This is a genomic window from Streptomyces sp. NPDC110618 (assembly GCF_055657065.1).
In genome coordinates this window covers 369831-395622 of the sequence record NZ_JBVKBN010000001.1, presented here as the reverse complement: position 1 = coordinate 395622, position 25792 = coordinate 369831, and the positions used below count along the sequence as shown (strand labels likewise).

The 25792-nt window shown below is 72.7% G+C and carries 23 protein-coding genes and 1 pseudogene; 11 read left to right on the top strand and 13 right to left on the bottom strand.

Features of this window, described 5'->3' with window-relative positions:
* The first annotated feature begins 10 nt into the window (after positions 1-10).
* The 6 genes from tal to ACZ7L7_RS01655 are packed head-to-tail and all read left to right on the top strand — an operon-like array spanning position 11 to position 7616.
* On the top strand, positions 11-1156 hold the full coding sequence (gene tal, locus ACZ7L7_RS01680; RefSeq protein ID WP_285513814.1) for a transaldolase: 1146 nt from the start codon (positions 11-13) through the stop codon (positions 1154-1156).
* Positions 1153-2682: a glucose-6-phosphate dehydrogenase gene (gene zwf / locus ACZ7L7_RS01675; RefSeq protein ID WP_472074379.1), complete on the top strand. Its 1530-nt coding sequence runs from the start codon at positions 1153-1155 to the stop codon at positions 2680-2682. Before tal ends, zwf begins: the two co-directional genes overlap by 4 nt.
* Positions 2679-3614 carry a glucose-6-phosphate dehydrogenase assembly protein OpcA gene (gene opcA, locus ACZ7L7_RS01670; RefSeq protein WP_285513812.1) on the top strand — a complete coding sequence of 312 codons (936 nt, stop codon included), beginning with the start codon at positions 2679-2681 and terminating at the stop codon, positions 3612-3614. The genes zwf and opcA overlap by 4 nt, the downstream gene beginning before the upstream one ends.
* Entirely contained in the window at positions 3607-5253 is a 1647-nt protein-coding gene (gene pgi, locus ACZ7L7_RS01665; protein ID WP_472074377.1) for a glucose-6-phosphate isomerase, read from the top strand. Before opcA ends, pgi begins: the two co-directional genes overlap by 8 nt.
* Before the next feature lies 1 nt (position 5254).
* Positions 5255-6130, top strand: a complete 876-nt coding sequence (gene gnd, locus ACZ7L7_RS01660) for a phosphogluconate dehydrogenase (NAD(+)-dependent, decarboxylating) (RefSeq protein WP_453601682.1) — start codon at positions 5255-5257, stop codon at positions 6128-6130.
* Positions 6131-6185: 55 nt separating this feature from the next.
* A complete protein-coding gene (locus tag ACZ7L7_RS01655; RefSeq protein ID WP_453601679.1) occupies positions 6186-7616 on the top strand; it encodes a membrane-associated oxidoreductase in 1431 nt (476 codons plus the stop codon).
* Here ACZ7L7_RS01655 and ACZ7L7_RS01650 read toward each other — a convergent pair whose 3' ends face one another.
* Positions 7617-8054, bottom strand: coding sequence for a PPOX class F420-dependent oxidoreductase (locus tag ACZ7L7_RS01650; RefSeq protein WP_471428063.1), 438 nt, complete (start codon positions 8052-8054; stop codon positions 7617-7619).
* Between the two features lie 111 nt (positions 8055-8165).
* Between ACZ7L7_RS01650 and ACZ7L7_RS01645 the strand changes: the two genes are divergently transcribed.
* The 3 genes from ACZ7L7_RS01645 to ACZ7L7_RS01635 all read left to right on the top strand — a co-directional run bounded on the left by ACZ7L7_RS01645 (position 8166) and on the right by ACZ7L7_RS01635 (position 11386).
* Positions 8166-8744 carry a TetR/AcrR family transcriptional regulator gene (locus ACZ7L7_RS01645; protein WP_471591623.1) on the top strand — a complete coding sequence of 193 codons (579 nt, stop codon included), beginning with the start codon at positions 8166-8168 and terminating at the stop codon, positions 8742-8744.
* Positions 8741-10093 (top strand): MFS transporter, encoded by a 1353-nt coding sequence (locus ACZ7L7_RS01640; RefSeq protein WP_453601670.1) that lies wholly within the window; start codon positions 8741-8743, stop codon positions 10091-10093. Before ACZ7L7_RS01645 ends, ACZ7L7_RS01640 begins: the two co-directional genes overlap by 4 nt.
* A 63-nt stretch (positions 10094-10156) precedes the next feature.
* The gene (locus tag ACZ7L7_RS01635) at positions 10157-11386 is read left to right on the top strand and encodes a serine hydrolase domain-containing protein (protein ID WP_285513805.1); all 1230 of its coding nucleotides are present in this window, start codon (positions 10157-10159) and stop codon (positions 11384-11386) included.
* Here the strand turns inward: ACZ7L7_RS01635 and ACZ7L7_RS01630 are convergent.
* From ACZ7L7_RS01630 to ribA, 5 genes are read right to left on the bottom strand one after another with little or no spacing between them, the layout of a single operon-like run.
* Positions 11376-12521, bottom strand: a complete 1146-nt coding sequence (locus tag ACZ7L7_RS01630) for a saccharopine dehydrogenase family protein (RefSeq protein WP_472074374.1) — start codon at positions 12519-12521, stop codon at positions 11376-11378. The genes ACZ7L7_RS01635 and ACZ7L7_RS01630 overlap by 11 nt on opposite strands.
* A complete protein-coding gene (locus ACZ7L7_RS01625) occupies positions 12518-13552 on the bottom strand; it encodes a saccharopine dehydrogenase (RefSeq protein ID WP_472074372.1) in 1035 nt (344 codons plus the stop codon). Before ACZ7L7_RS01625 ends, ACZ7L7_RS01630 begins: the two co-directional genes overlap by 4 nt.
* The gene (locus ACZ7L7_RS01620) at positions 13549-14688 is read right to left on the bottom strand and encodes an NAD(P)/FAD-dependent oxidoreductase (protein WP_472074370.1); all 1140 of its coding nucleotides are present in this window, start codon (positions 14686-14688) and stop codon (positions 13549-13551) included. The genes ACZ7L7_RS01625 and ACZ7L7_RS01620 overlap by 4 nt, the downstream gene beginning before the upstream one ends.
* On the bottom strand, positions 14685-15644 hold the full coding sequence (locus tag ACZ7L7_RS01615; protein ID WP_472074368.1) for an ornithine cyclodeaminase family protein: 960 nt from the start codon (positions 15642-15644) through the stop codon (positions 14685-14687). Before ACZ7L7_RS01615 ends, ACZ7L7_RS01620 begins: the two co-directional genes overlap by 4 nt.
* A gap of 33 nt (positions 15645-15677) precedes the next feature.
* Positions 15678-16337: a GTP cyclohydrolase II gene (ribA, locus tag ACZ7L7_RS01610; RefSeq protein WP_285513801.1), complete on the bottom strand. Its 660-nt coding sequence runs from the start codon at positions 16335-16337 to the stop codon at positions 15678-15680.
* A gap of 38 nt (positions 16338-16375) precedes the next feature.
* Here ribA and ACZ7L7_RS01605 point away from each other — a divergent pair, with 38 nt between their 5' ends.
* Positions 16376-17125, top strand: a complete 750-nt coding sequence (locus ACZ7L7_RS01605) for a creatininase family protein (protein WP_472074366.1) — start codon at positions 16376-16378, stop codon at positions 17123-17125.
* A gap of 65 nt (positions 17126-17190) precedes the next feature.
* Here ACZ7L7_RS01605 and ACZ7L7_RS01600 read toward each other — a convergent pair.
* From ACZ7L7_RS01600 to ACZ7L7_RS01580, 5 genes and pseudogenes are all read right to left on the bottom strand, one after another.
* Positions 17191-18147, bottom strand: a pseudogene (locus tag ACZ7L7_RS01600) (lysylphosphatidylglycerol synthase transmembrane domain-containing protein); the annotation flags it as partial.
* Positions 18148-18221: 74 nt separating this feature from the next.
* Positions 18222-19280, bottom strand: a complete 1059-nt coding sequence (locus ACZ7L7_RS01595) for a class I SAM-dependent methyltransferase (protein WP_453601649.1) — start codon at positions 19278-19280, stop codon at positions 18222-18224.
* Positions 19277-20458 carry a glycosyltransferase family 4 protein gene (locus ACZ7L7_RS01590; protein ID WP_453601642.1) on the bottom strand — a complete coding sequence of 394 codons (1182 nt, stop codon included), beginning with the start codon at positions 20456-20458 and terminating at the stop codon, positions 19277-19279. Before ACZ7L7_RS01590 ends, ACZ7L7_RS01595 begins: the two co-directional genes overlap by 4 nt.
* Positions 20455-20853 carry a 6-pyruvoyl trahydropterin synthase family protein gene (locus tag ACZ7L7_RS01585; RefSeq protein ID WP_285513797.1) on the bottom strand — a complete coding sequence of 133 codons (399 nt, stop codon included), beginning with the start codon at positions 20851-20853 and terminating at the stop codon, positions 20455-20457. Before ACZ7L7_RS01585 ends, ACZ7L7_RS01590 begins: the two co-directional genes overlap by 4 nt.
* A 109-nt stretch (positions 20854-20962) precedes the next feature.
* Positions 20963-21949 carry a zinc-dependent alcohol dehydrogenase gene (locus ACZ7L7_RS01580; protein WP_453601639.1) on the bottom strand — a complete coding sequence of 329 codons (987 nt, stop codon included), beginning with the start codon at positions 21947-21949 and terminating at the stop codon, positions 20963-20965.
* Between the two features lie 107 nt (positions 21950-22056).
* Between ACZ7L7_RS01580 and ACZ7L7_RS01575 the strand changes: the two genes are divergently transcribed.
* On the top strand, positions 22057-22812 hold the full coding sequence (locus ACZ7L7_RS01575) for a CDP-alcohol phosphatidyltransferase family protein (protein WP_285513795.1): 756 nt from the start codon (positions 22057-22059) through the stop codon (positions 22810-22812).
* A 7-nt stretch (positions 22813-22819) separates the two neighbouring features.
* Here the strand turns inward: ACZ7L7_RS01575 and ACZ7L7_RS01570 are convergent, their stop codons facing one another.
* Together ACZ7L7_RS01570 and ACZ7L7_RS01565 are read right to left on the bottom strand one after the other, a co-directional pair.
* A complete protein-coding gene (locus ACZ7L7_RS01570; RefSeq protein WP_472074363.1) occupies positions 22820-24085 on the bottom strand; it encodes an MDR family MFS transporter in 1266 nt (421 codons plus the stop codon).
* Positions 24082-25791, bottom strand: a complete 1710-nt coding sequence (locus tag ACZ7L7_RS01565; RefSeq protein ID WP_472074361.1) for an ABC transporter permease subunit — start codon at positions 25789-25791, stop codon at positions 24082-24084. Before ACZ7L7_RS01565 ends, ACZ7L7_RS01570 begins: the two co-directional genes overlap by 4 nt.
* Position 25792: the final 1 nt, after the last annotated feature.

Sequence of the window (25792 nt, the reverse complement as noted above, 5' to 3'; positions counted from 1 at the left end):
CAGAAAGAAGTTGATCGCAGTGACCGAAGCAACCGCCGCCGCGGGAGCACTCCAGCGCCTGTCCGACGAGGGCGTCTCCATCTGGCTGGACGACCTGTCCCGCACCCGGATCGCCTCCGGCAACCTGGCCGAACTCCTCGCCACGAAGAACGTGGTGGGCGTGACCACCAACCCGTCGATCTTCCAGGCCGCCATCGGCTCCGGCGACGGCTACGAGGACCAGCTCGCCGACCTCGCCCTGCGCGGGGTGACGGTCGAGGAAGCCGTACGGATGATGACGACGGCCGATGTGCGCGCCGCCGCCGATGTGCTGCGCCCGGTGTACGAGGCGACCGGGGGCCGGGACGGCCGGGTCTCCATCGAGGTCGACCCGCGCCTCGCCCACCACACCAAGGCCACGATCGCCGAGGCCAAGCAGCTCGCCTGGCTGGTCGACCGGCCCAACGTCATGATCAAGATTCCGGCGACCAAGGCCGGTCTGCCCGCCATCACCGAGGTGCTGGCCGAGGGCATCAGCGTCAACGTCACGCTGATCTTCTCGCTGGAGCGCTACGGGCAGGTCATGGACGCCTACCTGGCGGGTCTGGAGCAGGCCGCCGAGCGGGGCCACGACCTGTCGACGATCCACTCCGTCGCCTCCTTCTTCGTCTCCCGCGTGGACAGCGAGATCGACAAGCGGCTGACCGCGCTCGGCAATGAGGAGGCGCTCGCGCTCAAGGGCCGCGCCGCCCTCGCCAACGCCCGCCTGGCCTATGCGGCCTACGAAGAGGTCTTCGCCTCCGACCGCTGGCTGAAGCTGGTCCCGGCCGGCGCCCACAAGCAGCGCCCGCTGTGGGCGTCCACGGGCGTGAAGGACCCGGCCTACAAGCCGACCCTCTACGTCGACGAGCTGGTCGCCCCGGGCACCGTCAACACCATGCCGGAGGCCACCCTCGACGCCACCGCCGACCACGGTGTGATCACCGGCGACACCGTCACCGGCGGCTACGCCCAGGCCCGCGCCGACCTCGCCGCGGTGGAGCGGCTCGGCATCTCCTACGACGAGGTCGTCACCCGGCTGGAGGACGAGGGCGTCGCGAAGTTCGAGACGGCCTGGGAGGAGCTCCTCGCGGCGGTCGCCAAGTCCCTGGACAGCAAGGGGGCGGACGCGTCATGACCTCCGAATGGGCCAACCCGCTGCGTGACCCGCGCGACCGGCGGCTGCCGCGCATCGCCGGGCCGTCCGGGCTCGTCATCTTCGGCGTCACCGGCGACCTGTCCCGCAAGAAGCTGATGCCGGCGGTCTACGACCTGGCCAACCGCGGTCTGCTGCCGCCGGGCTTCTCGCTGGTCGGGTTCGCCCGCCGGGACTGGGCGGACCAGGACTTCGCGCAGGTCGTGCACGACGCGGTCAGGGAGCATGCCCGCACCCCCTTCCGCGAGGAGGTCTGGCAGCAGCTCTCCGAGGGCATGCGGTTCATCCCGGGCGACTTCGACGACGACAACGCCTTCAAGCAACTGCGCGCGGCGGTCGAGGAGTTGGACGCCTCCCGGGGCACCAGCGGCAACTACGCCTTCTATCTGTCCGTACCGCCGAAGTTCTTCCCGAAGGTCGTCCAGCAGCTGAAGAAGCACGGGCTGGCGGACGCGCCGAAGGGGGCGTGGCGCCGGGCGGTCATCGAGAAGCCGTTCGGGCACGATCTGAAGTCGGCCGAGGAGCTGAACGCGATCGTGCACGACGTGTTCGACCCGGAGCAGGTCTTCCGGATCGACCACTACCTGGGCAAGGAGACCGTCCAGAACATCCTGGCACTGCGTTTCGCCAACCAGATGTTCGAGCCGATCTGGAACCGGTCGTACGTCGACCACGTGCAGATCACGATGGCCGAGGACATCGGCATCGGCGGCCGGGCGGGCTACTACGACGGCATCGGCTCGGCCCGTGACGTCATCCAGAACCACCTCCTCCAGCTGATGGCGCTCACCGCGATGGAGGAACCGGCCGCGTTCGACGCCCATGCACTGCTGACGGAGAAGCTGAAGGTGCTGCGGTCCGTGCGGCTGCCGGAGGACCTGGGCAGGCACACCGTGCGCGGTCAGTACGCGGGGGGCTGGCAGGGCGGCGAGAAGGTGCGCGGTTACCTGGAGGAGGACGGTATCGACCGCTCCTCGGTGACGGACACGTACGCCGCCATCAAGCTGGGCGTGGACAACCGCCGCTGGGCCGGGGTGCCGTTCTACCTGCGCACCGGAAAGCGGCTGGGCCGCCGGGTCACCGAGATCGCGGTGGTCTTCCAGCAGGCCCCGCACTCCCCCTTCGACCGCACCGCCACGGAGGAGCTGGGCAAGAACGCCATCGTCATCCGCGTCCAGCCCGACGAGGGCGTCACCGTCCGCTTCGGCTCCAAGGTGCCCGGCACCTCCATGGAGATCCGGGACGTGACGATGGACTTCGCCTACGGCGAGTCGTTCACGGAGTCCAGCCCGGAGGCGTACGAACGGCTCATCCTGGACGTTCTGCTCGGCGACGCCAATTTGTTCCCCCGTCACCAGGAAGTGGAAGAGTCCTGGAGGATCCTCGACCCGATCGAGGAGTACTGGGCGCGGAGCGGAAAGCCGGCGCAGTACCCCTCGGGCAGCTGGGGACCCGTGGAAGCCGACGAGATGCTCGCACTAGACGGACGGAGCTGGCGCAGGCCATGAAGATCGACCTGACCGACACCACGGCAAGCAAGATCAACAAGGCACTGGTCCAGGGCCGCCGCGCCCTCGGCACCCCCGCGGTGGGCATGGTCCTGACGATGGTGATCGTCACGGACGAGGAGAACGCCTACGACGCCATCAAGGCCGCCGAGGAGGCTTCGCACGAGCACCCCTCGCGCACCCTGGTCGTCATCAAGCGGCATGCCCGCACCCCGCGCGACCGCACCGCCTCCCGCCTGGACGCGGAGGTACGGGTGGGCGCCGACGCGGGCACCGGCGAGACCGTGGTGCTGCGCACCTACGGCGAGGTCTCCGACCACGCCGACTCGGTCGTGCTGCCGCTGCTGCTGCCGGACGCGCCGGTGGTCGTGTGGTGGCCGGTGGACGCGCCGGACAACCCCTCGCAGGACCCGCTCGGCGCGCTCGCCCAGCGCCGGATCACCGACCTGTACGCGGTGGAGAATCCCCTGCAGGTGCTTCAGACCCGGGTGCGCTCCTACGCGCCCGGCGACACCGACCTCGCCTGGACCCGGCTCACCCCGTGGCGCTCGATGCTGGCCGCCGCCCTGGACCAGGCCCGCGAGAAGATCGTGTCCGGCGCGGTGGAGGCCGAGGCCGAGAACCCGGCCGCCGAGCTGCTCGCCCGGTGGCTGGAGGCGCGGCTGCGGGTGAAGATCGAACGGATCGTCACGGCCGGTCCGGTGGTCACCGCGGTACGGCTGGGCACCGCGAACGGCGAGGTCGTCATCGACCGCCCCGAGGGCCCGCTGGCCACGCTGTCCCTGCCGGGCCAGCCCTCGCGCACCCTCGCGCTGAAGGTGCGCACCACCTCCGAACTCATCGCCGAGGAGCTCCGGCGCCTCGACGCGGACGAGATGTACGCCGTCGCCCTGCGGGGCGAGGCCGCCAAGGAGACGCCCACTCATGTCTGACGCCCCGAAGCTCACCCGGCGGCCCCAGTGGACCGCCCTGGAGGACCACCGCGCCGCCTGGCGCGACCACCTGCGCGACCTGTTCGCCGCCGACCCCGGCCGTGCCGAGCGGTATGTGGTCCGTGTGGGTGACCTGCGCATCGACTACTCCAAGCACCTCGTCACCGACGAGACGCTCTCCCTGCTCCAGGAACTGGCGGCGGCCACCGATGTGTTCGGGCTGCGGGACGCCATGTTCCGTGGCGAGAAGATCAACACCACCGAGGACCGGGCGGTCCTGCACACGGCGCTGCGCGCCCCGCGCGACGCGGTGATCGAGGTGGACGGCGAGAACGTGGTGCCCGGTGTGCACGCCGTCCTCGACCGGATGGGCGACTTCGCGAACCGGGTCCGCTCCGGTGAGTGGACCGGCCACACCGGCAGGCGGATCAGGAACGTCGTGAACATCGGCATCGGCGGCTCCGACCTCGGCCCGGCCATGGCCTACGAGGTGCTGCGCCCGTACACCGCGCGCGAGCTGACCTTCCGCTTCGTCTCCAACGTGGACGGCGCCGACCTGCACGAGGCCGTGCGCGACCTCGACCCCGCCGAGACGCTGTTCATCGTCGCCTCGAAGACCTTCACCACGATCGAGACGATCACCAACGCCACCTCGGCGCGGTCCTGGCTGCTGGCCGGGCTCGGCGGGGAGGAGAAGGCGGTCGCCAAGCACTTCGTCGCCCTGTCGACGAACGCGGAGAAGGTCACCGGCTTCGGTATCGACGCGGACAACATGTTCGAGTTCTGGGACTGGGTCGGCGGCCGCTACTCCTTCGACTCCGCCATCGGCCTGTCCCTGATGATCGCCATCGGGCCGGACCGGTTCCGGGAACTGCTGGACGGCTTCCGCATCGTCGACGACCACTTCCGCACCGCGCCCGCGGAGGCCAACGCCCCGCTGCTGCTGGGTCTGCTGGGCATCTGGTACGGCAACTTCTTCGACGCCCAGTCGCACGCCGTGCTGCCCTACAGCCACTACCTGTCGAAGTTCACCGCCTACCTCCAGCAGCTCGACATGGAGTCCAACGGCAAGTCGGTGGACCGTGACGGCGACCCGGTGGACTGGGAGACAGGACCGGTGGTGTGGGGCACGCCCGGCACCAACGGGCAGCACGCCTACTACCAGTTGATCCACCAGGGCACCAAGCTGATCCCGGCCGACCTGATCGGCTTCGCCCGGCCGGTGGCCGAGCTGAGCGACGAACTCAAGGCGCAGCACGACCTGTTGATGGCGAACCTGTTCGCGCAGGGTCAGGCGCTCGCCTTCGGCAAGACCGCCGAGGAGGCGCGCGCGGAGGGCGTGGCCGAGGAGCAGGTGCCGCACCGCACCTTCCGCGGCAACCACCCCACCACCACGATCCTCGCCCGCGAGCTGACGCCGTCGGTGCTCGGTCAGCTCATCGCGCTCTACGAGCACAAGGTGTTCGTGCAGGGCGCCGTCTGGAACATCGACTCCTTTGACCAGTGGGGCGTGGAGCTCGGCAAGGTCCTTGCCAAGCGCGTCGAACCCGCTCTCACCGAGGGCGCCGAGGTCCCCGGCCTCGACGCCTCCACCGCTGCCCTCGTGGCCGCCTACCGTGAACTGAAGGAAGTGCACTGAAATGCAGCTCGGACTCATCGGCCTCGGCAAGATGGGCGGCAACATGCGCGAGCGGATCCGCCGCGCGGGCCACACCGTCGTGGGCTACGACCGCAACCCGGACCTCGCCGATGTCGCCTCCCTCTCCGAACTGGTCGAGCGGCTCGACGGCCCGCGCGTGGTGTGGGTGATGGTCCCGGCCGGTGCCGCCACGCAGTCCGTCATCGACGAGCTCGGAGAGCTGCTGTCCCCGGGCGACACCGTGGTCGACGGCGGGAACTCGCGCTGGACGGACGACGAGAAGCACGCCCGCGAGCTGGCCGAGAAAGGCATCGGCTTCGTGGACTGCGGTGTCTCCGGCGGCGTGTGGGGCCTGGAGAACGGCTACGCGCTGATGTACGGCGGCGACGCCGAGCACGTCGCCAGGGTCCAGCCGATCTTCGACGCGCTCAAGCCCGAGGGCGACTTCGGCTCGGTCCACGCCGGCAAGGTGGGCGCGGGGCACTTCGCCAAGATGGTCCACAACGGCATCGAGTACGCCATGATGCAGGCCTACGCCGAGGGCTGGGAGCTGCTGGAGAAGGTCGACTCCGTCACCGACGTGCGCGAGGTCTTCCGCTCCTGGCAGGAGGGCACCGTCATCCGCTCCTGGCTGCTGGACCTCGCCGTCAACGCCCTCGACGAGGACGAGCACCTGGACAAGCTGCGCGGCTACGCCGAGGACTCCGGCGAGGGCCGCTGGACGGTCGAGGCAGCCATCGACAACGCGGTACCGCTCCCGGCGATCACCGCCTCCCTCTTCGCGCGGTTCGCGTCCCGCCAGGACGACTCCCCGCAGATGAAGATGATCGCGGCGCTGCGCAACCAGTTCGGCGGCCACGCCGTCGAGTCGAAGTAAGGCCGTGCGCACAGGAGTTTGACACCTGCCGAGGGGCCCGCCAGAGTCGCGGCTGATGGAGATCAACGATCTGACACCGGCCGAACAACGCGTCTGGCGGGCCTTCGCCACAGGCGCGGTGGTGGACCTCCGCGACGGCGGCACCGAACTCGCCGTCCGTGCCCGGGTGTTGCGGGCCCTGCTGCTGAACGGGCCGCGCGAGCCGGGTGAGATCGCCGCCGTCAAACTCCAGGGCGCCCGTATCACCGGGGTACTGGACCTGCGGTACGCGACCGTCGACTGCGTCGTACGGTTCAGCGACTGCCACTTCGACGCCGTACCCTCCATATCCGGCGCCCAGTTGAGCTACCTCAACCTCAGCGGCTCCGAACTGCCGGGGCTTTCGGCGGCGCGGATCCGGGTGGACGGCAGTCTCCGGCTCACCGGCTGCCGGTTCGGCGGGCCGATCCATCTCGGCGGCGCCCAGATCGCCGGGGCGCTGTTCCTGGAGCGGGCCCGGCTGACCGCCGCCGACTCGGGCCTGCCCGCCCTGCGGCTCAACCAGATCACCGTGGAGGACGACCTGTGCGCGCCGGGGCTGCGCGTCGAGGGCGAGATACGGCTCGACGGCGCCCGGGTGGCCGGTTCGATCGACCTGGAGGACGCCGAACTGAGCTGTCCCGGCGGCACCGTCCTGGAGGCCGACTCCCTGGAGGTCGGCGCCAATCTGCTCGGGCGGCGGCTGCGCGCCGAGGGACGGCTGGATCTGCGCGGCATCCGTGTACCCGGCCGCCTGGACCTGTTGCGGGCGACGCTGTCGAACCCCGGCAACACCGCGCTGCGTGCCAGCAGCGCCGTCATCGGCGAACTCTGGCTGCGCGAGGGGCCCCGGATGACCGGGCGGCTCAATCTGCGCCGCACCCAGATCGAACAGCTCGATCTGGAACCTGAGATGCTGCCCGAGGAGGTGCGGATCCTGGACCTCACCTACACCTTCCTCACCCCGCACGAGCCCGTCGAGCGCCGCCTGCCGATGCTGGAACGCGACGGCAACGGCTACGACCCGCACGGCTACGAGCAGTTGACCGCCGCATACCGGCACACCGGCGACGACCACGCCGCCCGGCTGGTGCAGCTCGCCAAGCAGCGCCGCCACCGCACCACGCTCTCCTGGTACGGCCGGCTGTGGGGGCATGTCCAGGACGCCACCGTCGGCTACGGCTTCCGCCCGCTGCGCGCCTTCGGCTGGCTGCTGTCGCTGCTCGCGGTCGGCTCCGTCGCCTTCGCGCTGGAGCCGCCGCCCGCGCTCAAGCCCGACGAGGCCCCGGACTTCAACCCGGTGTTCTTCGCCCTGGACCTGCTCGTCCCGGTGATCTCCTTCGGCCAGGAGTCCGCCTACGCCCCGGAGGGCTGGGCGCAGTGGCTCGCCTACGTGCTGGTGCTGGCGGGCTGGATCCTCGCCACGACCGTCCTGGCCGGCGTCACCCGCACCGTCAGCCGCCAGTGATCACTTCTTGGGGATGCCGTACGCCCGGTCCACCTTCAGGCGCAGCACGAGCCGCCGGTCGCGGACCATCGCGGCGCGGTAGTCGTCCCAGTCCGGGTGCTCGCCCTGCACGTCCCGGTAGAGCCTGATCAACTCCTCGACGGTGTCGTCGTGCGGGTCCTCGGCGACGGGCGTCAGCTCGGCGGTGCCCTCGGCCACCGTGTACGCCCAGCGGTCGGCGGTCGTCACGTGGTAGGAGGCGCGCGGGTCCCGGCGCAGGTTGCGGGTCTTGGCGCGGTCGTCGGTGAGGGAGACCCGGATGATCCGTTCGGCCGGGTAGTAGGCGTGGGTGACGTTCGACAACTGGGGGCGGCCGTCGCGCTTGAGGGTGACCAGTACACCCCCGTGGCCCTCGGAGAGCAGGTGGAGCAGTGCCTCTTCAGTGCGGTCCTGAGTCATGTCCAGGTAACGGGCCGGGCGGCGCGGTTGATTCCCGCGGGCCGATCATTTCCGCCGTTCTCCGCATCCTGACCGTAGACAGTGTCTACGCCCACCTGGTAGACAGTGTCTATGGGTGATTCCGAGGCGGGGCTGCGCGAACGGCTGGTCGATGCCGGGGTGGAACTGGTCCTCAGCGAGGGCGTGCAGGCGCTCACACTGCGGGAGATCGCCCGCCGGGCGGGGGTCTCGCACGGGGCGCCGCGCCGCTACTTCCCCACCCATCTGGAGCTGCTGTCGGCCATCGCCCGGCGCGGCTTCGTCGAGCTGGCGGAGCGCGCCGACCGGGCCCTGGCACAGGCCGGCACCGACCCGCGGGCCGGGCTCACCGCGCTGGCCCACGCCTATCTGCGGTTCGCGGTGGAGCGGCGCGGCATGTACGAGCTGATGTTCCGTCACGACTTGCTGGAGAGCGGCCACCTGGGCCTGCGCGAGCACAGCCTGCCGCTGTTCGGAAGGCTGGTGGAGCTGGTGGGACGGATCCGCCCCGACGCCGACGCCCGGCTCGTCGGCGGCGCCCTGTGGGCGAATCTGCACGGCGTGGGCCAACTGTGGGGCTGGGGCAGTCTGCAACTCGCCGTCGGCAGCGAGGACTTCGACCGCATGGTACGGACGGTACTGTCCGTGTACGTCGGGACGGACAGCGAGTGAACCCGCGCCCCACCCTCGTCGCGAGCGTGGCGGGAGCCGTGGTCGTCGCGCTGGACGGCACCGTCCTCACCCTCGCCCAGCCCGCCCTCCAACGCGAACTCGGCGCGTCCCACGCCCAGGTCCAGTGGACCAGCACCGGCTATCTGGTGGCCGTCGCGAGCCTGCTGGTGTTCGGCGGACGCCTGGGCGACCGCTACGGCCACCACCGCCTCTTCGCGCTCGGCATGCTCGGCTTCGGCCTCACCTCGGCGGGCATCGCCCTGTCCTCCGGGATCGGCACGGTGATCGGACTCAGGGTCGCGCAGGGCGTGTGCGGCGCCCTCCTGCAACCGGCCACCCTGGGCATGCTGCGCGCCGCGTACCCGCCCGACCGGCTGCGCACCCCGATCGCCGTGCGGACCGCGGCCATCGGGGTGGCTGCCGCCGCCGGTCCGCTGGTGGGCGGCGCGCTGGTCGCCGGGCCCGGCTGGCGGTCGGTGTTCCTGCTGAACGTCCTGCCCGCGCTGGTGTGCGGCCTGTGGGCGCTCACCGCACGCGCCCCGCGCCCCACCGCCCCGGTCCCCCTCGACCTGCCCGGTGCCCTCCTGCTCGCGGCGGCCCTGGCCACCCTGGTGCACGCCCTGGTCGCCCTGCCCGACCGGGCCCCCGTTCTGCTGCTGACGGCGGTCACCGGCGCCCTGTTCCTGCGCCACGAACGCCGCACACCGAACCCCTTGCTGCCCCCCGCCGTCATCGGCGCACCCCCGGTCCGGGCCGGGCTCGGCACCCTCACCGCCGCCTCGGCCGCACTGTCCGGCACCCTGTTCGCCGCCACCTTCCTGCTCCAGGACACCCTCGGCCTCGGCCCGTGGCGCACCGCGCTGTGCTGTCTGCCGCTCGCGGTGCTGATGGTGGCCGCCGCGCCCTGCTGCGCGGTCCTGCTGCGCCGGGCCGGGGCGCGCCGCACCACCGTGACCGCGCTCGCCGTCCTCGCCGCCGGGGTCTGGCTGCTCTCCCGCGCTTCCGGGCCCCTGGGCCTGGGTGCCGGGTTCGGGCTGCTCGGGGTCGGGTTCGGCACGGTGATGGTGGCCGCCACGCATGTCGTCGTGCGGGAGGCTCCGGTCGCCTCGGCGGGTGTGGCGGGCGGGCTCCAGCAGACCGCGATGAACCTCGGCCCGGTGCTGGGCGTGGCCCTGGCGACCGCCCTCATGGGCGCCGACGGGGACGCCCGGCTGCCGCTCGCGGTCCTCCCCGTGCTCGCCGTGGCCGGAATGACGGCGGGCGCCGCGCTGCCGGGACGGGACCCGGCCACGACCGGCGAGACCGGCACCGATCCACGGAACCGTACACGTGTTCCTGAACGACGTTGAGATCGCCGGCCGTACCGACTGGGTAAACCGGCCATCCGACGGGCCGCACAGGTAAGGAGAGCGATGGCACTGCTGCGACAACAGGTCGAACCGGACGAGGTCGGCCTGGACCCCGAGGCACTGGGGCGTCTCGACCGGCACTTCGCCCACCACGTCGACGAGGGCCGCCTGCCCGGCTTCCTGGTCGCCGTGGCCCGGGGCGGACGCGTCGCCCACCTGACCACCTACGGGCAGCGGGACATCGCCGCCGGGCTGCCGGTGGAGGCCGACACGCTCTGGCGGATCTACTCCATGACCAAACCGGTCACCTCCGTCGCCGCGTTGCTGCTGGTGGAGGAGGGCAGGCTGGACCTCGACGACCCGGTCGGCCGTCATCTGCCCGCCTTCGCCGAACCGCGCGTCTACGTCTCCGGCTCGGGTGCCGAGGTCCGCACCCGCCCGCCCGCCGGTCCCCTGCTGATCCGGCATCTGATGACCCACACGGCCGGACTGACCTTCGCCTTCTACCACTGCCATCCCGTGGACGCCCTCTACCGGGACGCCAAGCTGGACTCGGCGGTGCTGCCCGGCTCGAACCTGGCCGAGACCGTCGACGTGTACGCGAGCCTGCCGCTCCAGTTCGACCCCGGCACGCAGTGGAACTACTCGGTGGCCACGAATGTCCTCGGCCGGGTCATCGAGGTGGTCTCCGGGCAGCCGCTGGACGTCTTCATGGCCGAACGGGTCTTCCGCCCGCTCGGCATGACCGACGCCGGCTTCGAGGTGAGCGGCGAACAGACGGACCGGCTCGCCGAGTTGTACGGGGGCACCGACGACGGCGGTATCACCCCGATCCCGGGACTGCCGCTGCACGGCCGTCCCCGCTTCCTGTCGGGCAGCGGCGGCATGGCGGCCTCCGCGTACGACATCCACCGGTTCATGGAGCTGCTGCGCCGCCGCGGCGAACTCGACGGCACCCGGCTGCTCGACGCGAGCACGGTCGACCTGATGACCTCCAACCATCTGCCGGGCGGCGTCGATCTGCGCTCCTTCGGCAGCCGCCCGGCCCATGACGAACCCTGCAACGACGGCCTCGGCTTCGGCCTCGGCGTCTCCGTGGTGGTCGACCCGTCACGCACCCGCGCCCCCTCCCGCACCGGCACCTACGGCTGGAGCGGCGCGGCGACCACGACCTTCTGGGTCGACCCGTCGCGCGATCTGACGGTGCAGTTCATGACGCAGCTGCGGCCGAAGACCTCGCACACCGTGTTCCCGGACCTCAAGAGGCTGGTGCACGAGGCCGTCACCGGCTGACGCGCAGGGTGAACTCCACTCCTTCGGGGACGAGTTCGCGCAGCCACTGCTCGGATCGGGCCGCCGTCTCGGCGGCCCGGCTCAGGCCCGGCGGCAGGGAGCCGTCCAGGATGTGCCGGACGCCGAGCGCGAGGGGGCGGGAGACACAGCGGGCCATCGCGCTCTCCTCCTCGTCGCCGGCCATGTCGAGCAGGTAACCGCCCGACCAGGACGCGCCGTTGGCGCCGCGCACATCGAGCGAGACCTCCAGGACCACCCGGTCCCGGTCCTTCTCCGTCGTCGGGTACCGGGCCGCCAACTCCTGGGCCAGCGCGGCGATCCGCTCGTCGTCGCCGCGCCGCAGTTCGGCGAACACGCCGTCCCAGGCGCGCAGCCAGCCGTCCAGCCGCAGGGTTCCGCGCACGAAGGTGCTCGGCTTCCACTCGGCGGGCAGCTCGTACTGCTCGACGAAAGGCAGGCTGTCCCGGTTGGGGTACGCCTCGAAGGCCTCCCCCTCGATGGTGTGCCGCCGGGTCGCCTCCCAGGGGCGGTCCGCGGTGTTCTCGGCGCCGTTGTCGATGTAACGGGCGGGCGAGCGCAGGGCGTTGAGCACGCCGAGGGGCGCCCAGCTGAAGCGGTAGCGGAAGTCGTTCGGCTCGGCGGGGACTCCGCCGCAGTACGAGGTCAGCCGGTACGAGGCGGCCGTACCGTCGCCGACGGCCTCGCGGGCGCGGGCGACCAGGCTGTGGGCGAAGAGGTGGTCGATGCCCGGATCGAGGCCCGCCTCGGTGAGCACGACCAGACCGGCCGCGCGCGCCGCCGGGACCTGTTCCAGCACCGCGTCCGACACATAGCTGGAGCAGGCGAAGTGGGCCCGCCGCGCCACACAGGCGGCCAGCAGCCCGGCGTGCTCGGGCGCGGGCAGCATCGACACGACGACATCGCCAGGGGCGAGTTCGGCGCCCAGCGCGTCCGGGGTGTACGCGCGGGGCTCGGCCCGTCCGGTCAGGCCCCGGGCGGCGAGCGCCAACGCCGCACGGTCCTCGGTGCGATGCCACAAGCGCACCCGTGCTGCCGTCTCGCACAGCCGGGCCAGACCACTGCCGGTGGACAGTCCGGCACCGACCCAGTGGACGGTGCCGCTCGCCCCGGTCACGACGCGACCCCGGTCTCCGCGCACGCCTGCTCGAACCGCTCCCGGCACCGCGCCCACGCCGCCCCGGTCCCGAACTCCAGCAGCTGCGGCATCAGCGCCGCCGAGAAGTCGGTGCTGGACTCGGCCGGGAGCAGGGAGGGCAGGTTGTCGATGGCGATGAGCTCCAGCGGCGGCTCCTCGCGCAGCCGACGGGCCGGGTCCGTCCAGTCGGTGGTGCGGTCGTAGATCGGCAGCACGTTCAGCGGCGACCCGGCGTCGCAGGTGACGTCGCACAGGGTGCGCAGCCTGCGGCCGGGGGTGTCCAGGTCCTCCTCGCGCAGGAACGGCGGGATCGGGGTGGTGGCGAGGACGGCGTTGACCATGACGTCGTGCGCCAGCAGGGCGGGGCGGTCCAGTTCGCGGGTCTCGGCGAGGTCCCAGCGGGTCGGCTCGACCCCGGCCGCCCGGAACGCCTCGCAGGCGCCCCGGCCACTGCGCCCGAGGGCGCCGATCACCAGCGCGGTGAAGTCCCCGTCGCCGCGCAACAGCTCGTCCAGCTCCGGCCTGGTCGTCGGCTCCAGGGGCGCGGTGAGCCGCCTCCGGTGCTGGAGGACGGCGAGGGCGGCGCCGAGGTATCCGGCCCAGAACCCGAAGGCGGCCAGGCGCCGCCCGCTGTCGTCCACCAGGTACTCGACGTCGTAGAGCGCCCCTCCCCCGGCGGCGAACCGCTCCAGCAGCGCGCGGGCGCCGGGCTGCCCCTTGTAGGCGTGCCCGAAGAAGACATGCCGGTGCCGCAACCCGGCCGGTTCGCCGGGCAGTTCCTTCAGGCCTACGATCACGGCGTCGTCCGGCGCCGACACCCACGAGCCCGCCTCGGCGGTCCGGCAGCCGGCCTTCTCGTACTCCTCGATCGGGAAGATCCGCTGCGGGGACTCCTCGACGGTCACCGTCACGCCGTTGTCGACGAGTCGGCGGGCGTCGGACGGGACGACGGGGGTGCGGCGCTCGGTGGTGCGGACCTCGTGCCGCAGCCACAGATGGAGTTCGGTCATACGCAGTTGACCTCCGGGCGCAGGGCGTCGGCCGCGAACCGGTCGGCGCTCAAGGGGCTGACGTCCACGAAGGGTACGCGGCCCAGGTACAGGTCGCGGACGACCTCGCCGACGGCGGGCCCCTGCAGGAAGCCGTGACCGCTGAACCCGGTCGCGTACAGGAAGCGGGAGACGGAGGCGGCCTCGCCGATCAGGGCGTTGTGGTCCGGGGTGACCTCGTACAGACCGGCCCAGCCGCCGGTGCGGCGCAGGTCGAGCAGGGCGGGGGCGCGGTGCTCCATGGCCTCGTACAGGCGGGGGATCCAGCGGTCGTGGGTGCGGGTGTCGAAGCCGGGGCGTTCGTCGGGGTCGGACATGCCGAGCAGCAGGCCGGGGCCCTCGGCGTGGAAGTAGAGGCTGGTGGTGAAGTCGATGGTCATGGGGAGGTTCGGCGGCAGGTCCGGGACCGGTTCGGTGACCGCGATCTGGCGGCGCAGCGGTTCCACGGGCAGGTCGACCCCGGCCATCGCGCCGACGGCCCGTGACCAGGCTCCGGCCGCGCAGATGACGGTGCCGGTGGCGATGGGGCCCTGGGTGGTCCGTACTGCGGTGACGGCGGTGCCACTGACGTCGATGCCGGTGACCTCGGTGTGCCGCAGGATCGTCGCGCCGTGGCGGCGGGCGGTGGCCGCGTAGCCCTGGACGACCGATTCGGGGGTGCAGTGGCCGTCGTCGGGCGAATAGGCGGCGGCGAGCAGTCCGTCGGTCCGGATGAGCGGGGAGAGGGACTGGGCCTCGGCCGGTTCGAGCATGCGGCTGGGCACGCCGAGGGAGTTCTGGAGCCGTACGCCCGCCTCGAAGGCGGTGACTTCCCCGGGGGTGGAGAGCAGGAACAGGTAGCCGACCTTGTGCAGGCCGATGTCCTGCCCGGTGTCCGCCTCGAACCGGTCGAAGGCGGCCAGGCTGCGCGCGCCGAGCCGGATGTTCAGCTCGTCGGAGAACTGCGCCCGCACTCCGCCCGCCGCCTTGGAGGTGGAACCGGATGCCAGTTCGTCCCGCTCGACGAGGACGACGTCCCGGACGCCCGCGCGGGCGAGGTGGCAGGCGATGCTGGTGCCCATCACCCCGCCGCCGACGATCACGACCTCGGCCCTCACCGGTCCGTCTCCCGTGCCGCACGGATGACAGCCCAGGCCGCGGCGGCGTCCTGAATGCCCAGGCCGACGCTGTTGTAGTAGACGATGTCCCCCGGCCCGGTGCGGGCGGTGCGGGCGCCGGTGACGACGCCGCCGAGGGGGATCAGGTCGTCCGCCGCCAGCCCCGCGGCGACGATCGGCCCGGCGTGGTGCGCGGCGGTCTCCGGGTCGTCGACGACCACGGCCGCCGCCCGCCGCAGCACCTCCGCGTCGACCTCGCACCTGGTCGGTTCGAACGAGCCGACGCTCACCACCGTGCAGCCGGGCGGGAGCCACGCCCCGTGGACGACCGGCGTGGTGCTGAGGGTGCAGGCGACGACCAGCGTGGCCTCGCGCACGGCCTCCTCGGCGCTGCCGACCGGCTCGACGGTGAGCCCCAGTTCGGCCGTGAGGGTGTCGGCGGCGCGCTCCCGGTTGCGCGCGGTCGGGCTCCACAGCCGTACCGACTTCAGGTCCCGCACCCGCGCCAGGGCCCGGACGTGGGCGAGGGCCTGGGTGCCGGAGCCGAGGATCGCGAGCTCGGCGCCGCCGGGCGGGGCGAGCAGGTCGACGGCGACGGCGCTGCCCGCGGCCGTGCGCAGGGTGGTCAGCGCGGTGCCGTCCAGGACGGCGACCGGCCGGCCCGTCACCGGGTCCAGGGCGGTGACCAGGGCGTGCACCGTGGGGATTCCAGCCGCCGCGTTGGCCGGGTTGACGCTGCCGATCTTCGCCACCGCCCCGGTGTCCGCCGACAGCCGGGACAGGTAGGCGAACATGACGCTGTCGTCGAAGCGGCTCGGGTGCATGATCTTCCCGGGCGCGTCGGCTCCCGAGGTACCGAGGGCTTCGAACGCGGCGCGCTGCGAGGTGATGGCCGCGTCCCAGGACAGCAGCCGGGTCACCCGGTCGCCGGAGAGGAAGAGGATGTCGTCACTCATGCCCTCTTCCTGTCCGGGCGACCGGGTCCGGAATCAGGACCAGTGGGCCACGGCGTCCAGATGGGGCAGGTGGTGGTCCAGGCGCTCCCGCTTGGTGCGCAGGTAGGTGATGTTGCTCTCGCACGGCGGGATGAGCAGCGGGACCGTCTCGGCGACCGTGATGCCGTGCTCCACCAGCGCCTCCCGCTTGCGCGGGTTGTTCGACATCAGCCGCACCGAGCGCACCCCGAGGTCGGCGAGCATCCCGGCGGCGACGCCGTAGTCGCGGGCGTCGACGGGCAGGCCCAGGGCGAGGTTGGCCTCCACCGTGTCCAGGCCCTCGGCCTGCAGGGCCATGGCCCGCAGCTTGGCGAGCAGGCCGATGCCGCGGCCCTCGTGCCCGCGCAGGTACACGACCACACCGCTGCCCTCGGCGACGACCGCGCGCAGCGCGGAGGCCAGCTGGTCGCCGCACTCGCAGTGCTGCGAGCCGAACGCGTCACCGGTCAGGCACTCCGAATGCAGCCGCGTGAGGACGTTCTCGGAGCCGATCTCACCGTAGACCAGAGCCACTTGCTCGTCCCCGCGGTCGTGGTCGAGGTAGCCGACCGCGCGGAATTCCCCGTACACCGTGGGCAAGGGCGCATTCACTACGCGTTCCACGCCGGTGCGCTTGGGGGTCTTCGTTCCGAGTACGCCAACTTTTTCTGTCATGATCTGGTTCCTAAGCAGAGACGAAAGGCCGTGAAAAGATGAGTGGTTCGGGGACTCGGTCGGCATCCGGGCTGGTGCCGGCGGACACCACGGAGGACGTACGGACGCGCGGGGCGGGCGTCTCACGGCAGGTCGCCGTCCTTCCCGTGGGCAGCTTCGAACAGCACGGCCCCTTCCTGCCGCTGGCCACGGACACGCTGGTGGCGTGCGCGATCGCCCGGGAGATCGCCGAGGCGTATCCGGTGCACCTCCTTCCCCCGGTGACGATCTCCTGCTCGCACGAGCACGCGGCGTGGCCGGGGACCGTCAGCATCTCCTCGGTGACCCTTCATGCGGTGATTCGGGACATAGCGGATTCGCTCCGCCGTTCCGGCGTGGACGCCCTGGTGGTGGTCAACGGGCACGGCGGAAATTACGTACTGGGCAATGTCGTTCAGGAGTCCTCCGCGCGCGGTGAGCGGATGGCGCTGTTCCCTGCGGTGGAGGACTGGGAAGCGGCTCGGGAACGGGCCGGAGTGGCCACCTCGCTGCTCACCGACATGCACGCCGGGGAAATTGAGACCTCCATCCTTCTCCATACGCATCCGGAAATACTGCGGCCCGGATACGAGACCTCCGATTTCGTCGCTGACGACCGGCGTCATCTGCTCTCCCTCGGTATGTCCGCCTATACCGATTCGGGTGTCATCGGCCGTCCCTCCTTGGGTTCGGCGGAAAAGGGGAAGGAGTTGTTGGCGAGCCTTTCGGATTCCTTCGCGGCGTATTTCGCCGTGCTGGGCGCAGAGTAGGGCGTCCGGCGGCGTCCCACCAGCACCAGGACACCGGGCAGGCTCGCGGCCAGGCACAGCACGCCGTACACGACGGCCACCGCGAGCCCGCTGCCCGCGCCGAGTCCGGCGGCGCCGAACGCCCAGGCGGTGACGCCTTCGCGGGGTCCCCAGCCGCCGACGTTGAGCGGCAGGCTCATCGCCAGCAGCGCGAGCACGGCCAGCGGCAGGAGTACGGCGACGGAGGCGTCGCTGCCCGCGACGCGGGCGGCGAGCACGAACGTGGCGATGTGTCCGGCCAGGACGACGATCGAGGACACGGCGACGCCGGGCCCGTACCGCAGCCACGACGCCTTGTGGAACGACGGCAGGAGACGCCGCCGGGAGGCCGGCCGGCTGAGCCGTACGGCGAGCACCACGGCGAGCGCGCCGAGAGCGGCGAGTGCGACGAGCGGCACGAAGTGGCGTGCCTCGTCGCGCACCGGCGACTCCATGGTCAGCAGGACGACCCCGCCGACCAGCGCCAACGCGACCTGTCCGGCGACCCGTTCGAGGACCACGGAGCGCACGCCGCGGCTCAGGTCACCGGCGCTGCGGCCGTGGCTGACCGCCCGGTGCACATCACCGAGGACGCCGCCGGGCAGGGCCGCGTTCAGGAACAGGGCACGGTAGTAGTCGGCGACGGCCGCGCCGAGCGGCAGCCGGAGGCCGAGCCACTTCGCCGTCAACTGCCAGCGCCACGCGCTGAACACGGTGGTGACGACCCCGATCCCGACCGCCGCGAGGACGCCCGGGGCGTCGATCCGCCGCAGCCCGTCCACGAAGGCACCGGTGCCCAGCCGCCACAGCAGGATGCCGAGGATGGCGACTCCGGCGAGGGTGCCCAGGTGGGCGCGGAGGTTGCGGCGGCGGGGGGCCGGGGTGTCGGTGGGTGCGGAGACGGCGGGGACCTCCGGAGCGGCCGGCGGCTCGGCCGGCCGGCCCTCTCGCAGGTGCGCGCAGGAGCGCGCGGCCCTGGGCGTGAGGGTTCGCCGCCGGGCCATCCTCGCCACCGAGGCGCGTACGGGGCCGCGGGCGCGGCCCGTCAGCGGCGCGGGTGGCGCCGCCGTCTCCGTGGTCATGACGTGGTCCCGTCCGTCGGGCGGGAGAGGGCGAGCAGGTCGCTGTGGTGGACGACGACCCGCAACTCGCCCGCCTCGCAGGCCGCCAGCCGCTCGCGCAGGTAGCGCTCGGCCGGTTCGCGCAGTTCGGGGCGCTGTTCCACGGCGGCGCCGACCCAGCCGCGCAGCCACTGCGCGGTGAGCGCGGCGTCCTCGGGGCCGAGCCGCCACGGGCTGGGGTGGACGCGTACCGTCGCGCCGCGCGCGGCGAACGCCTCGCAGGCGACGTTGAGGGCGTCCGGGCCGAGCATGTCGCCGCGCCGCTGGTGGTCGTTGAACGCCTCGGCGATCTCCTCGTCCAGCGGGTCGGCGGGGGTGAGTTCCACCCGGCCCACGACGGACAGCGTCAGCAGCGCCGGGCAGCCCGCACCGGCGCAGGCGTCGACGAGGGTGTCGATCTCCTCCCGGTTGAGCACGTCGAGCAGCGCGGACGCGGTCACCAGGGAGGCGCCGGCCAGGGCGTCCGGGGTGAGCCGGGCGACGTCGCCGCGCCGGGTCTCCACGGTGACCCGGCTGCCGTCGGCGGCGGCGCGCGGCGAGGCGACGGCCGCGAAGTGCAGCAGGTAGGGGTCGCGGTCGTGCAGGATCCAGTGCTGGGCGCCGTCCAGCCGGGGCGCCAGCCAGCGGCCCATGGAACCGGTGCCGCAGCCCAGGTCGTGGATGACCAGTCCGCCGGCGCGGCCGGGCAGGTTGGCCAGCCGCACCCGCAGCGGGTCGATCAGGTCGTTGGCGCGCGCCGCCCCGTCGGGCCCCTCGCGCAGCTCCAGCCACTCGGGGGCGTACCGCGGCGGGTCGTCGGGGCCGTCCTCGCGCAGCTTGACCGTGGGGCGCTCACCGGGGCGGGGGGTGGGGCCCGCGCCCCGGTGAGCCGTGGGGACGGGATCGTGGTCCGTGGCGGGGAGGGCCTGTGTGGGGCCCGCGCCGGGGATCACGGAGTCGCTCATGGTCTCCGTCTCCCTCGGTCCGGGCTGTCCCGGGATCAGTCCCGCGTCCTGTGTCGCAGCCGTCTTCCTCATGCCGCCCTCCTGGGTTCGTCCGGCAGTCGGCCCAGTACTCCGGCCAGGCTGCGCGCCGTGGTGGCCCAGCCGTCGAGGGCGGCCCGCCGCCCTCGGGCGGCCGCCTTCAGCCGGCGTCGTACATCCGCCTCGCCGAACCAGCCGCGCAGTTCGGCGGCGAGCGCGGCGGGGTCCTCCGGCGGCACGAGGATGCCGGGCACGCCGCCGTCGGGGGCGCGGCCGACCGCCTCGGGCAGTCCGCCGACATCGGTGGCCAGCACCGGGATGCCCCGGGCCAGCGCCTCGGTCACCGCCATGCCGTAGGTCTCGGCGTAGGAGGTGAGGACCATGAGGTCGGCGGCGGCGTAGCTGGCGTCCAGTTCGGCGCCGGCCTGCGGTCCGGCCAGCACCAGCCGGTCCTCCAGGCCGTGCTTCGCGATCAGTTCGCGCAGCCCGGCCACGTACTCGGGGTCCTGGGTGAGGCTGCCCACGCAGGTGCAGCTCCAGGGCAGGTCGGTGACCGCGGCCAGCGCCTCGATCAGCCGGTGCTGGCCCTTGCGCGGGGTCACGGCGGCCACGCACAGCAGCCGGGAGACGCCGTCGGTGCCGGAGGCGAGCGGGGCGATGTCGGCGCCGGGGGCGGCGCAGTGCACCCGGTCCGGGGCGAGGCCGTGGTGGGAGACGAGCCGGCGGACCGCCCAGTCGGAGGTCGCGATGACTGCGGGCACCGCCCGCAGCACCTCCCGCTCCAGCGCGTCCAGCTCGGCCGCCGCCTCGGGCGACAGCCCCGTCTCGTCGCCGAGCGGCAGGTGCACCAGCACCGCGAGCCTCAGCCGCTGCGCCTCGGGTACGACGATCTCCGGCACCCCGCAGGCGACAAGCCCGTCGAGCAGGACGACCGTGCCGTCCGGGAACTCCCGCAGCGTCCGAACCAGTTCCGCGCGCGCCGTCTCACCGGGCCGGGGCCACTCGCCCGCGACAGTGTGCTTGTGCACCTGCCAGCCGAAGCCGGGCAGATCCAGACTCACCCGCCGGTCATAGGCGTTGCCGCCGCTCGGGTTCGCCGGGTCGTCGACGCCGCCCGGCATCACGAAGTGCACGGAGCGCAGGGACATGGGCACGATCTCGGCGTTCTTCAGGGCGGAGTTCTGTACGGGCACGTACGTCAGCCGGGCCCGTTCCACGGTCGTGTCGGTCACAGGGCACGCTCGTAACTCGCCCAGGCGACGTGCGACTCGTGGAGCGTGACGGTGATCCCGGCCAGACCCTTGGCGTTCTCCCCCAGCGCCCCCCTGTGGACGCGCTCGGCGAGCCGGTCGGCGATGACCTTGGCGAGGAACTCGGTGGAGGTGTTGATCCCGGCGAAGTCCGGTTCGTTGTCGAGATTGCGGTAGTTCAGTTCGGCGACGACGGCGCCCAGTTCCTGGGTGGCGAGCCCGATGTCGACGACGATGTTGTCCTCGTCCAGCTGTTCGCGCCGGAACGTGGCGTCCACGAGGAACGTCGCTCCGTGCAGGCGCTGTGCGGGTCCGAAGACCTCGCCGCGGAAGCTGTGGGCGATCATGATGTGATCGCGGACGGTGATGCTGAACAACGGACGACCCTCCAGGTGCGGCGCGTCTGATCCCCGGCCGGTCCTTGCCGCGGATGTGCACTAGTACGGCTCTTCGCTTCCCCTTGTTCAGCCGTCTCTCACTCTTTTCTCAGGTCAGGCGCTCGTCGGTGTACCGCACCCGGTGGCACAGGGCCGGAATGGCGCCGGACGCCAGTCGCGGCATCACCTCCGGCAACTCCTCGAACGCGCTTTCTCCGGTGACCAGGGCGTCCAGGCGCGGGTCGGCCAGCAGGTCCAGGGCGAGGGCCAGCCGATCGGCGTACGTGCGGCTTGCGCGGGCCGGGGAGACGGTGCCGACCTGGCTGCTGCGCACGGTCAGGCGCCGGGAGTGGAAGGCCTCGCCGAGCGGGAGGCCGACCCTGCGGTCGCCGTACCAGCTCAGTTCGACGACCGTGCCTTCGGCGCGCAGCAGTTCGAGCGAGTGGGCCAGGCCCTGTTCGGTGGCGCTGGCGTGCACCACCAGGTCGCACTCCCCGCGCGCCTGGTCGGGCAGCGCGAAGTCGACGCCGAGCGCCTTCGCGGTCTCGGCGCGCGCCGGGTCGGCGTCCACGAGTTGCAGCCGTACGCCGGGGAAGCGGGCGAGCAGCGCGGCGACCGAGCTGCCGACCATGCCGCCGCCGACCACCGCGATCCGGTCGCCGACCAGGGGTGCCGCGTCCCACAGGGCGTTGACGGCGGTCTCGACGGTGCCGGCGAGGACGGCGCGTTCGGCGGGCACGTGGTCGGGTACCCGGGTCACGGCGGAGACCGGGACGACGTAGTGGGTCTGATGCGGGTACAGGCAGAAGACGGTGCTGCCGACGAGGTCGGCGGGGCCCTGCTCGACGACGCCGACGCTGAGGTAGCCGTACTTCACCGGGGCCGGGAAGTCGCCCTCCTGGAAGGGGGCCCGCATCGCCGCGTGCTGGCTCTCGGGGACGCCGCCGCGGAAGACGAGGGTCTCGGTGCCGCGGCTGACGCCGGAGTACAGGGCGCGGACCAGCACCTCGCCCTCGGCGGGATCCGGAAGGTAAACCTCCCTGATCTCGCCTTCACCCGGACTGCTGAGCCAGAACGCCCGAGCGGGTGGCTTCATCCAAATCCTCCTGAACGATCGGGAAGTGCTGCACGTACCGAGGTGTGCACAGGCCGCGCACAGTACGCGGCGTTGATCGACTCTGTCACACGGCCGGAGGATGTTCGGTGGCCCTGAACAACACTTACGACGCGAGGCTGGTCCAGCAGGAGACCGCCCTCGGTGCGGGCGTCCAGATCCTGGTGCTGACGCTGCTCGGCACTGCGATCGGCATGGGCCCCGCGGGCTGGCTCACCGGGCTGGCCTTCGCCGTCGCCACCTGGGCGGTGCTCTCACGCGCACTGCACCGCTCCCGACTGCGTTCCTTCGGTCCCGCCAACCGGGTCACCCTGGGCCGCTCCATCCTCGTCGGCGGCGTGACCGCGCTGGTCGCGGACTCCTTCCAGAGCCCGCCCCCGCTGTCCCTGCTGGTCGGTCTGACCGCGGTCGCCCTGATCCTGGACGGCGTCGACGGCAAGGTCGCCCGCAGGACCGGCACCTCCACCGCGCTCGGCGCCCGCTTCGACATGGAGGTCGACGCCTTCCTGATCCTGGTGCTCAGCGTCTACGTGTCCATGGCGCACGGCCCGTGGGTGCTGCTGATCGGCGGCATGCGCTACGCCTTCGTCGCCGCCGCCCGCTTCTGGCCGTGGCTGAACGCCGCGCTGCCCCCGAGCACGGCCCGCAAGACGGTGGCCGCGACGCAGGGCGTGTTCCTGCTGCTGGCCGCCTCGGGGCTGCTCCCGCACCTGGCGGCGACCGCCGTCGTGGCGACCGCGCTGGCCGCGCTGGTGTGGTCCTTCGGCCGGGATGTGCTGTGGCTGTACCGCACCTCGCGGCGGGTCGAGGAGGTCGTGGCGACGGAGGAGCTGGTGGCCGCCTGAGAGGCGGTCAGCGGTGCCCGGAGGCGGGCCGCTCGCGGGACGGTTCGTGCGAACGCCGCGGCAGCACCCCCACCGCCACCACGGGCACGAGCGCGAGGACCAGCCACGGCACGGCCGGAGGCAGCCCGCTGCTCAGCAGGGCCCCGCTCGCCGAACTGCCGACCAGCACGACGAGCCCCGACACCGACGACATGGCCCCGGTGTAGAGCCCGAGCCGCCCCTCCTCGGCGAGATCCGGCACCCACGCCCGCGCGGCCGGCGCCACGAGCATCTGGCCGAGCGTGAGCAGGACGACGAACCCGGCCGCGGGCCACAGCCCGGCGGTACGCACCGCCGCCACGACGACGAACCCACCCGCGACGGCCAACAGCCCGGCGGCCATGGACCGGCGGGGCCCGAGCCGCTCGTCCGCCCAGCGCGTTACCGGCAGTTGAGCGGCCACGACGAGCAACGAGGACAGCGCGAACAGCCAGGCCAGCGCCGCCTGTGACCCGGTCACCCGCTCGACTTCGGCGGGCAGCGCGAGATAGAGCTGGTTGTAGGCGAGCAGACAGGCCCCGTAGGCGCAGCACAGCGCCAGGAAGCGGGGGTTGCGCAGCAACGGCCCGAGGCCGCCGCGGAGCTGGACGCGTCCGCGTCCCGGGATGTGCTGCGGCAACAGCACGGCATGCGCGGCGAGGACCAGCACGAAGACCCCGGCGCCGCACAGACACACCGCGCGGAAGTCGACGCGCAGCAGCAGGGCGCCCAGCAACGGCCCGACGAACGCCCCGGCCTGCCCGGCCACCGTGAACAACGCGAGCACGCGGGCCCGCGAGCCGCCCTCGCTCTCGTGCACCACGGCCTGCCGCGCGACCTCGGACTCCACCGCGGGTGAGAACAGCGCGGCGGCGAACCCGATGAGCAGCACCGCCGCGACCACGGCCCATGCCTCTTCGGCGAACCCGAGCCAGACGAACCCGGCGATCCGCAACGCGCATCCGGCGAGAACGACGGGCCGCACCCCGTACCGGTCGGCGAGCGCGCCCCCGACCACGAACAGCCCTTGCTGGCTGAAGGTCCGCAGTCCCAGTACGAAGCCCACGAGCCAGCCCGCCATGCCGATGCCCTGTCCCAGGTGCGCGGAGAGGAAGGGCAGGACGGCGAAGAAGCCGATGTTGAAGGCGAGCTGAGTGAGGATCAGAAGCCGCAGGAGGGCGGGGAGTCGGGTCTTGGGGGATGCCTGCCCGTTCCAACAACGACCCCTTTCCGAAAGGTTCGGCCCCGTGGTCACGGCCGCCCCCGCCGCACACCCCCGGCCGCAGTGACCGCCAGCGCCCCGAGCAGGGCGAGCAGTACCGCCGGCGCCAGCACCGCCCACGGGGCGCGTTCCGCGTACGGCTGGTTCTCCGCCAGCAGCAAGCCCCATTCGGGGGACGGCGGTTGGGCGCCGAGGCCGAGGAAGGCAAGGGATGCCAGGGACAGCGCGATGCCGGGCAGGCGGAGCAGGGCGTGCCGGGTGACCGGGGGCAGGATCGCGGGGAGGATGTCGTGCCGCAGCAGTTGGGCGGGGCCCGCGCCGAGCGCCTTGGCGGCGGTGATGTGGAGGGCGGCGCGTTCCTGGCGCAGGAGGGCCGAGGTGTGCGCGGCCAGCGGCGCCCAGGCCACGGCCGTGACCGCGAGGGCCGGGGTGGCGGTTCCGGTGCCCGCGACCGCGGTGACGAGGAGGGCGAGGAGGACCGGGGGCAGGGCGGAGATCGTGTCCACGAGCGGGCCGGACAGCCGGGGGGCCAGGCCCAGCAGGACGCCCAGCACCAGGGTGGCCGCGCTGATCGTCGTCGCGAGGAGCAGGGTATCCAGCGCGCCGTGCGCCACCCGGGCCAGCATGTCCCGGCCAAGTGCGTCCGTACCGAACGGGTGGCTCCAGGACGGGGGTTGCAGGCGTGCGCCGGTGTCCAGGGCGAGCGGGTCGCGGTGCAGGCCGGCGGCGATGACCGCCAGGAGCGCCAGGGCGAGCGCGAGGGGCAGGAACCCTCGTGCCTCAGGTGCCGGGCGGTGCGGTGACGGCAGGGCGCCGTCGCGGAGGGCCGGGCCGATGAGCAGGCGGGTGCCGACATGGGCCAGTGCCGCCGCCGTGGCGGCGAGCAGCGTCAGAAGCAGCGCGCCCGCCTGGAGGACCGGCAGGTCCTGGGCCAGCGCCGCCTGGAGGGTCGTGCGGCCGAGGCCCGGGATGTCGAAGATCTGCTCGACCGCGACCGCTCCCCCGGTCAGGCCGACCACGAACAGGCCGGTGTTGGGCAGCAGTCCGGGCAGGCTGCGGCGCAGCGCCTGGCGGGCGATGGTACGGCGTGGCAGTCCGCGCGCGGCGGCGGCCTGCGCCCAGGGTTCGGCGAAGGCGCCGGGCAGCAGGTCGTCGAGGAGCCGTCCGAGGACGGCGCCCGCGGGCAGGCCGAGGGCGAGCGCGGGCAGGATCGTCCACCGGGGTCCGTACCAGCCGAGGGCGGGCAGCCAGCCCAGCTGGACGCCGACGACCGTGGCGAGCACGGTGGCGGTGAGGAACTCGGGCAGCGCGGCGAGCACGGCGGAGCCGGTGCCGCTCGCCTTGCGGTCACGGCCGCCCCGGCACAGGGTGCGGGCACAGATCAGCGCGGCGGTGACTCCGGCGGCCACCAGTGCGACGGCCATCAGCAGCAGGGAGACGCCGAGGGCGTGGAGGACCGTGGGGGCGACCTCCGCGCCGTTGAGCCAGGACCGGCCGAGGTCACCTCGCCACAGCCCGGCCGCCCAGTCGCCGAGCAGGTGCGACGGGCCCGCGTCGAGCCCGAGTCGGTCCCTGATGTCCGCCAGTACCTCGGGGGTGGGGTCGCGGTCGGCGGAGCGTGCCTTGAGGACGGTGAGGGCGGGGTCGGTGTGCGAGGCCCAGGGCAGCACACCGATCGCGCACACCAGGGCGACCGCCAGAATCACCCGCCACAGCAAGGCGGTTGCCGTGCCGCGCATC

Coding starts and splice junctions, on each gene's coding strand:
- pgi (WP_472074377.1), top strand. CDS start 3,607: ATGTCTGACGCCCCGAAGCTCACCCGGCGGCCCCAGTGGACCGCCCTG.
- ACZ7L7_RS01635 (WP_285513805.1), top strand. CDS start 10,157: ATGGCACTGCTGCGACAACAGGTCGAACCGGACGAGGTCGGCCTGGAC.
- ACZ7L7_RS01605 (WP_472074366.1), top strand. CDS start 16,376: ATGAGTGGTTCGGGGACTCGGTCGGCATCCGGGCTGGTGCCGGCGGAC.
- opcA (WP_285513812.1), top strand. CDS start 2,679: ATGAAGATCGACCTGACCGACACCACGGCAAGCAAGATCAACAAGGCA.
- gnd (WP_453601682.1), top strand. CDS start 5,255: ATGCAGCTCGGACTCATCGGCCTCGGCAAGATGGGCGGCAACATGCGC.
- ACZ7L7_RS01655 (WP_453601679.1), top strand. CDS start 6,186: ATGGAGATCAACGATCTGACACCGGCCGAACAACGCGTCTGGCGGGCC.
- zwf (WP_472074379.1), top strand. CDS start 1,153: ATGACCTCCGAATGGGCCAACCCGCTGCGTGACCCGCGCGACCGGCGG.
- ACZ7L7_RS01580 (WP_453601639.1), bottom strand. CDS start 21,949: ATGAAGCCACCCGCTCGGGCGTTCTGGCTCAGCAGTCCGGGTGAAGGC.
- ribA (WP_285513801.1), bottom strand. CDS start 16,337: ATGACAGAAAAAGTTGGCGTACTCGGAACGAAGACCCCCAAGCGCACC.
- ACZ7L7_RS01645 (WP_471591623.1), top strand. CDS start 8,166: ATGGGTGATTCCGAGGCGGGGCTGCGCGAACGGCTGGTCGATGCCGGG.
- ACZ7L7_RS01625 (WP_472074372.1), bottom strand. CDS start 13,552: ATGACCGAACTCCATCTGTGGCTGCGGCACGAGGTCCGCACCACCGAG.
- ACZ7L7_RS01615 (WP_472074368.1), bottom strand. CDS start 15,644: ATGAGTGACGACATCCTCTTCCTCTCCGGCGACCGGGTGACCCGGCTG.
- ACZ7L7_RS01650 (WP_471428063.1), bottom strand. CDS start 8,054: ATGACTCAGGACCGCACTGAAGAGGCACTGCTCCACCTGCTCTCCGAG.
- ACZ7L7_RS01595 (WP_453601649.1), bottom strand. CDS start 19,280: ATGAGGAAGACGGCTGCGACACAGGACGCGGGACTGATCCCGGGACAG.
- ACZ7L7_RS01565 (WP_472074361.1), bottom strand. CDS start 25,791: ATGCGCGGCACGGCAACCGCCTTGCTGTGGCGGGTGATTCTGGCGGTC.